Consider the following 7,119-nt stretch of genomic DNA (forward strand, 5'->3'; position numbering starts at 1 on the left):
AAAGCAAGCATTTTTGTGGAAAAATTTTTTACTGTTTTCATAAAATCTCTTGCAAACTGTGAAAAAAAGGCTATAATAGGGGTATAGACCGTAATACGGAACATGGTTTTGCATTATGAAACAAAGAAACGGAACCAAAATGAACAAGTATGAGGTGAAGCAGATGAATGCAGTTCTGGAACAGCTCTCCAAGATTGGCATTGTACCCGTAATCAAAATTGACGATGTGGACAAGGCGGTCCCGCTGGCCAAGGCATTGAAGCAAGGCGGCCTTCCCTGCGCCGAAGTGACCTTCCGTACCGCACAGGGCGAAGAGGCGATCCGCCGGATTGCGAAAGAGGTCCCGGATGTGCTGGTCGGTGCGGGCACTGTCCTGACCACCGAGCAGGTTGACCGCGCGATCGATGCGGGCGCAAAATTCATTGTCAGCCCGGGCCTGAATCCCAAGGTCGTGGCCTATTGTGTCGAAAAGGGAATCCCGGTCACGCCCGGATGCGCCAATCCTTCCGATGTGGAACAGGCGATCCAGCTCGGGCTCGATGTGGTCAAATTCTTCCCTGCGGAGCAGGCGGGCGGCATCAACTATATCAAGGCGATTGCCGCCCCTTATGTCAATATGAAGTTTATGCCGACCGGCGGCGTCAATGCCTCCAACCTCAACAGCTATCTGGCGTTTGACAAGATCCTTTGCTGCGGCGGCTCCTGGATGGTCAAGGCGGACCTGATCGACGAAGGCCGGTTTGACGAGATTACCGCGCTCTGCCAGGAAGCGGTGCGCAATATGCTCGGCTTTGAGCTGGCGCATATCGGCATCAATGCGGAGAACGAGGAGGAAGCGCTCAAGGCTGCGAAGATGTTTGAAGCGCTGTTTGGGTTCGCGGTCAAGCCGGGCAACAGCTCGATCTTTGCGGATAAGTATGTCGAGGTTATGAAAACGCCGTACCTCGGCAAAAACGGCCATATCGCGATTGCGGCCAATTCGGTTGACCGCGCGGTTGCCTACCTGGAACGCCAGGGCTTCGCATTCAATCCCGATACCGCCAAGAAGGATGCCAAGGGCAAAACTGCGGCGATCTACCTCAAGGACGAGATCGCAGGATTTGCAATCCATCTGGTACAGAAGAAAAAATAAACCTTCCGGTTTTAAAATTTCAAAATCAAAAGGAGACAGAACGTTATGGGCAAAATTGTCACATTCGGAGAGATCATGCTTCGTCTTGCTCCCGAAGGCTACTATAGATTCGTACAGGCTTCGACCCTCGGCGCAACCTACGGCGGTGGGGAGGCGAACGTCGCGGTTTCGCTCTCCAACTATGGCATGGACGCGGCGTTTGTCACCAAGCTGCCCAAGCACGAGATTGGACAGGCGGCTATCAATGAGCTGCGCCGCTATGGCGTGGATACCTCGATGATTACCCGCGGCGGCGACCGGGTAGGCATCTATTTCCTCGAGAAGGGCGCTTCCCAGCGTCCGTCCAAGGTCATCTATGACCGCGCAGGCTCTGCGATCGCGAAGGCGGAATCCGCTGATTTCGACTGGAATAAAATCTTTGAGGGGGTCGAGTGGTTCCACTTCACCGGCATCACCCCGGCGCTGGGCGACAACGTTGCGCAGATCTGCCTGGAAGCCTGCAAGGCTGCTAAATCGAAGGGGATTACCGTTTCCTGCGACCTTAACTACCGCAAGAACCTCTGGACCCGGGAGAAGGCCGGACAGGTGATGGCGGGCCTGATGGAGTATGTCGACGTCTGCATCGCCAACGAGGAGGACGCCTCGGATGTGTTTGGCATCAAGGCGGACAACACCGACGTCACTACCGGGAAGGTCAACCACGAGGGCTATAAGGATGTTGCCAGAAAGCTGGCCGACCAGTTCGGCTTCAAGAAGGTTGCGATCACCCTGCGCGGTTCGATCTCGGCCAATGACAACAACTGGGCTGCTATGCTCTATACTGACGGCGAATACTTCTTCTCCAAGAATTATCTGATTCACATTGTCGACCGCGTAGGCGGCGGCGACAGCTTTGGCGCGGGCCTGATCTATGCCTGCATGAACGGCTGCAGCGCACAGGATACGATTGAATTTGCGGTTGCAGCGAGCTGCCTCAAGCATACCATCGAGGGAGACCTCAACCAGGTCTCGGTGGACGAGGTCAAAAAGCTGGCCGGTGGCGATGGTTCCGGCCGTGTCCAGAGATAACCGCTTCCTTTTACCATGCTCCCACTTTAATCACTTTGAATCCGTCGGGCGGCCAAGCGCCCGGCGGATTTCAGTCTGTCCGGCCAAAACTTGTATCACAAACCAAAAGCCGGATGGGCAGGGTGCGGTTAACCGCGGGTCACGACATAGCGGTCATGGGGCATATCTATGCCGCGATACCGTTTGACCCAGGAGTCCGCTACCGCCATTCCATTGCGAATGGCGACCCTTTGCGAAGCGGTGTTGGTATCGCGGATGATTGAGCAGACCTCATCCGCGTGCAGCACCTCAAAGGCATATTCCTTGCACGCCTCGGCCGCCTCTGTGGCATAGCCTTGGTGCCAATAGGCCCGCTGGAATAGATAGCCGATCTCAAGCACCTCCTGGTTTTTCCATGGCTGCATTGTAAGCCCGCACTGCCCGATCAGTTCCCCTGTTTCCTTGAGGATGACCGCCCACAGGCCAAACTGCCATTTCTGATAGCGGGAGATCTGCCGGTCCAGCCATTCCTGTATCTCCGCATCGCTGAATGCACCTTCGTAGGCATACATGACCTGTTCGTCCTGTAAAATCCGGCAAAGAGACGGGTAGTCCGCCTGTGTCATCTCCCGCAGGGATAACCGCTCGGTTTCCAATAGCATCGTTCTTGCTCCTTTCTTGTTCCGGCCGTCTGCCGGTGCCCTTTCTCCGCATGAAACGCCACAGCAGGGGATCAGGATTTCACCACGGCATATCCGCCCGCATATTCCAGAACCTCGACGTTTCCATAAAGTTGGGAAAGCGCAGTTTGCAGGCCGCTGCGGCTGGCCCGCGCTACTTCGACCTCTCCACAGATGCTGCCGTTCTGAAGGAACAGAATCCGGTCGCAATAGGCCAGTGCAAAGTTTGGGTCGTGCATCGTGACCAGTCCGCACCGTCCGCCGCCTTGCACCACCGACCGAATCTGCGTGAATACCAGATGCCGGTTGACAAAATCGAGCGCGCTGTCCGGTTCGTCCAGCAGCATGGCCGGTGCATCCTGCACGATCGCCCGCGCGAGGATGACAAGCTGTTTCTGTCCCTCGCTCAGATGCAGGAAGTCGCTTCCCCACAGATGTGCAATCGACAGCTGTTCAAAAATGCTGCGCACCCGTTTTCGGTCTCCTTCTCCCGGCATCCCGAACAGCGGAAGGCGGGGGTTGCATCCCATCAGCGCGACTTCCTCCGTCCGGATCGAATAGACTGCGCCGCTGCGCTGCGGCATATAGCAGATCAGACGGGCGCGGGCTTTTTCCCGAAGGGCGGCGCAGTCGATCCCGCGCACCCGGCATCGCCCGCCCGAAAGTCTGTGCAGCCCGCAGAGAGACCGGAGCAGGGTGGTTTTTCCCGAACCGTTCAGCCCGAGCAGCGCAACCAGTTCCCCCTCCCGCAGGTGCAGGTCCGCCGACCGGATGATCTCCCGGCTTCCGTAACAGGCCCGGACCCGTTCGGCCTCCAGCAGGATTGGTGGGTTCATATCGTGTCCCCCTTCCGGATCAGCAGGTAGGCGAGGAACGGCGCGCCGAGCGCCGAAGTGAGGATGCTCACCGGCAGTTCGCCCGCCGAGCAGGTGCGGGCGAGACAGTCGGCGGCGAGCAGAAGCGCAGCGCCTACCAGCCCACTGAATACCGCTGTGTCAAAATTGTTCCGTTTCAGAAGCATTCGACCGATATGAGGTGCGATCAGGCCCACAAAGCCGATCAGCCCTGAAACACAGACGATCCCTGAAACCAGCAGGGTTGCGCAGAGAAGCACTCCATACCGCACCAGGGTGGTGCGCACCCCAAGCATCCGGCTTTCATCCTCGTCCAGCGAAAGGAGGGTGGTCTGCCGGCGCAGCAGGTACAGCCCGAGTGCTCCGGCCAGCAGGATCGGCAGTATCGCACGCACCTTTCCGGCGGTGACGTTCGAGAAACTGCCCATTGTCCAAAATTCGATGGTCGAGAGCTGCCGTTCGGGGTCGGCCAGAAATTTGACGGTCATCACCGCGGCCTGCGCCAACGTGTTGAGTACAATGCCCGCCAGAACAAAGGTCGCCATTCCGCGCCTGCGCGAGAGCCCTACCAGCCCGAGCAGCAGGACCGCAGCGAGCATCCCGCCCGCAAAGGCGCTCATCGAGACTGCCGCCATCCCGCCGCCCCAGAAAACGATTGCATATGCCGCACCCATGCTTGCACCCGAAGCAACCCCGATGAGATCCGGGGAGGCGAGCGGATTCCGAAAGACGGTCTGGAACACCGAGCCTGACAGGCTTAACCCGAACCCGGCGGCAGCGGCCATGAACGTACGCGGCAGACGCAGGGTAAAAAAGACGCTGCGCGCCGTGGGATTGACCGCTTTGCCGGATACCAGCCCGATCAGCTCGGTGAGCGGGATTGGGTAGGCTCCCACACAGAGCGAGACAAGAAAAGCAGTCCCCACAAGGGCGAGGACTGCGAGAAAGCATAGCAGGTCTTTGCTGTGGGTGGCTGTTCCAGGCGTCATCGGGTGATTTCCTCGGTGTCGATTGAAATGCCGTAGAACTGCTGATAAAATGCGGCAGCATCCTCCCGCATCTGCTCGAGCGGGTATGCCTGTTCATGCAGCAGGCTGGACATCCAGAGCATCCCAAGGGCGCTGGAGGTGGTCGGCGAATCCCATGCCTCAAATGCATCTGGGAACTGGTAGACAGCCCGATTCTGAACTGCTTTTAGAGCTGCAAGCTGCGGGTCGGAGAGCAGATCCTCCTTTGTGTAGCTTGCATCCGATGCAAGCACGATCCGGTCCGGATCATAGGCGAGAAGCTGCTCATAGGAGACGGTTGCCCAATAGGTATCGTCGATCTCTGCGGCAGCGTTGGTTCCCCCTGCGGCTTCAATCAGGCTGTTCTGGTACATCTTTGCGGTAGCGGTCGAAAGGAAACTGCTGTTTCCAGCCAGATAGACCGTCGTTTCAACCGGGTCCTCTGCGGCGATCTGCTGCACCTGTGTCAGCTTGTCCTCGTAGTCCGAAATCAGCGCGGATGCACGTTCCTCCGCATCTGCTGCTCTGCCAATCATCCTGATCGTCTCCATCAGAGACTCCTGATCCTCCGGGTTGACCCCAATCACGGGAATCCCCACCTCCTCCAGTGCGGAGATGCTGTCTTTCAGCCGGACCGGCAGAATTACCAGGTCCGGTTCGAGCGCGATGCACCCTTCCAGATTGAATTCCTTGGCGGAGCCGACATTGGGAAGGGAAAGCAGATCCGGGGCTGCTAACGCATAGATTGGGCGGGTATCGGCCTTGGCTTCGACCCCAACCACGCGGTCGGTAAGACCGAGCGCAATCAGCATCGAGGTAGTGATATAGTACCCGCTCACAATCCGTTCAGCCGGGGATTCAAACGAAACCTGACGCCCCAGGTGGTCGGTGACTGTGATTGCATCTGTCTGTTCCGTCCCGGAGGAAGAACCAGATGCGGCGTCCGGTTCACCTCTGTCCGCCTCCGTCAGGCTTTTGCTCGAAACAGCCGCATCCGGCATCGGCGCGGGCCCGGCATCGGCTGGTGTTGCTGGTTTGCAGGCCGCCAGTGTCACCATAAGTGCTGCGGCCAGAAGGCCGGCGCAGACGCGTTTGAAAATTTCAGTTTGTTTTTGCATGATATCCCTCTGCTTTTCAATGAAATCGTTATCTTTTTAAAAATATAACGGTTTCATTCTATCATCTTGAGTCAGAAAACGCAATCCCCGCATATGCAAATTGCGAAAACAGCGTGAGTTTGCATAGTAAATACAAAAAGTTTGCACACTAAATGCAAAAACGAGTTGCTGCAAACAGTTTGATTTATGCATAAAAATCCAAAAACAGCTCCATAAAAAGCGACGGCACCCACCGAATAAAATCGAGCGAGTGCCGTCTTTTATTATTTAATTACAGGTTGCTGCACACTCAATGCGCTGTTTGGCTATTTGGAAATAGCTAGATTCAAGTTCTATGCCGATAAGAACCCGTATTCACAACCATTCGCCACCGTCTGAGCGGGCCTTTTGCCGGACTGCCGCGTTGAAAAACCTTGCAATACACAAAGTATTGTCTGCGTTTTTTCGCCTTGCAAGACAGCAAAATCCCTCGCCCATCCGGCATCCCCTGATTATGAATACAGGTTCTAAGCCGGCGTCGGGAAATGTTCGTCAGCCCATCGTTCCGCCACCTCGGCTGAGTACACCAGGGCGGGAGGTCTGTCCGACAGCACGATTAACCCATCCAAGGTCTGGTTTGCCGGAAAGGGGCAGAGTATCGTTAACGCACCGGGTGGTTGGTGCGCACAGAGCGATTTGGCGGTACCTAAACTACCCGCAGAGGCGAATTACAAGGAGAGATACGACGCGCTGTGCGCAGAGATGATAGCTCTGGCCGCAAAGTACAAAGAGAAATAAATGCGAAAGAACGCCCCTGGAGTGGGTACGCCTTCAAAAGAAGGTTCCGCTTCAGGGGCGTTCTTATTTATGTTTATGAACTTTTATCAGGCATAGATTTGACGCGCGGTCTGGGGTAGACAGGTTTGGCATTTCGATAATCGGACCAGTCCAACCTTTGACCACATCGGTCGCAGAAACGAACAAATTCCCGCTCCAGGGTGGTTTTGCATTTCGGACATACGTAATATCCCGTCTCTCCATAATCGGGCGATGGATATATCATGATCTCAGTGACCCGCATTGGTTTGCGATAGATGAAGATATCTATGAGGGCATTAGCCAGTATATCTATCCTGCAAAGTATGGTTCGTTTCATTCGGCTGTGTCATCCTCCTCCCGGAAGGTAAGAAAGTATTCCATAGGCTTTTGGAATTCCTGACTGATTTTATAGAGAAGAGGGGCGGAAACGGAAGTATCTTCGCTTTTCAGATTTCGTATATGGCGTGCGGAGATATTCAGGCG

General features: G+C 55.9%; 6 protein-coding genes. 2 read left to right on the top strand and 4 right to left on the bottom strand.

The window, feature by feature from the left end:
- The first annotated feature begins 163 nt into the window (after window positions 1-163).
- Window positions 164-1,132, top strand: coding sequence for a VOC family protein (eda, locus tag C814_RS10250; RefSeq protein WP_031219532.1), 969 nt, complete (start codon window positions 164-166; stop codon window positions 1,130-1,132).
- Window positions 1,133-1,177: 45 nt separating this feature from the next.
- A complete protein-coding gene (locus C814_RS10255; RefSeq protein WP_016317738.1) occupies window positions 1,178-2,200 on the top strand; it encodes a sugar kinase in 1,023 nt (340 codons plus the stop codon).
- 128 nt (window positions 2,201-2,328) lie between these two features.
- On the opposite strand, the gene C814_RS10260 is transcribed toward C814_RS10255, so the two are convergent.
- The 4 genes from C814_RS10260 to C814_RS10275 form a co-directional block, all read right to left on the bottom strand.
- The gene (locus C814_RS10260) at window positions 2,329-2,841 is read right to left on the bottom strand and encodes a GNAT family N-acetyltransferase (RefSeq protein WP_016317739.1); all 513 of its coding nucleotides are present in this window, start codon (window positions 2,839-2,841) and stop codon (window positions 2,329-2,331) included.
- A 71-nt stretch (window positions 2,842-2,912) separates the two neighbouring features.
- Window positions 2,913-3,695, bottom strand: a complete 783-nt coding sequence (locus C814_RS10265; RefSeq protein ID WP_016317740.1) for an ABC transporter ATP-binding protein — start codon at window positions 3,693-3,695, stop codon at window positions 2,913-2,915.
- On the bottom strand, window positions 3,692-4,702 hold the full coding sequence (locus C814_RS10270) for a FecCD family ABC transporter permease (RefSeq protein WP_016317741.1): 1,011 nt from the start codon (window positions 4,700-4,702) through the stop codon (window positions 3,692-3,694). Before C814_RS10270 ends, C814_RS10265 begins: the two co-directional genes overlap by 4 nt.
- Window positions 4,699-5,838, bottom strand: coding sequence for an ABC transporter substrate-binding protein (locus C814_RS10275; RefSeq protein ID WP_016317742.1), 1,140 nt, complete (start codon window positions 5,836-5,838; stop codon window positions 4,699-4,701). The genes C814_RS10270 and C814_RS10275 overlap by 4 nt, the downstream gene beginning before the upstream one ends.
- Between the last annotated feature and the right edge of the window lie 1,281 nt (window positions 5,839-7,119).

The organism is Anaerotruncus sp. G3(2012) (assembly GCF_000403395.2).
In the GTDB taxonomy this organism is placed as follows: domain Bacteria; phylum Bacillota; class Clostridia; order Oscillospirales; family Ruminococcaceae; genus Anaerotruncus.